At 71.9% G+C, this 263-nt stretch carries 1 protein-coding gene; it reads left to right on the forward strand.

Annotated elements, in window-relative coordinates; translation table 11 throughout:
- Positions 1-263: TolC family protein (locus FN960_RS21855; protein ID WP_185971156.1), on the forward strand; the 263-nt coding region annotated here is incomplete at both ends.

A 263-nucleotide genomic window follows, 5' to 3' on the forward strand; every position in this document is an offset into this window, starting at 1 on the left:
GCATCTCGAACTCGCGCACCTCGGCCGAGACGGCCCAGGGCCTGGCGCTGGGCCACCGCGCCATCGAGGGCAACAATTATTCGATCGGCGCCGACTTCTCGTGGGAGCTGGACCTGTGGGGCCGCGTGCGCCGCAGCGTCGAGGCGGCCGACGCCCAGGCGCTGGCGGCCCAGGACGACCGCGACGGCGTGCTGCTGATGCTGTCGAGCCAGGTGGCGACCTCGTACTGGCAGCTGCGCGGCCTGGATGCGGAGATCGCGATC

Origin of the sequence: Alkalicoccobacillus porphyridii, from assembly GCF_007293315.1 — a bacterium.
GTDB classification, from domain to species: domain Bacteria; phylum Bacillota; class Bacilli; order Bacillales; family Bacillaceae_D; genus Alkalicoccobacillus; species Alkalicoccobacillus porphyridii.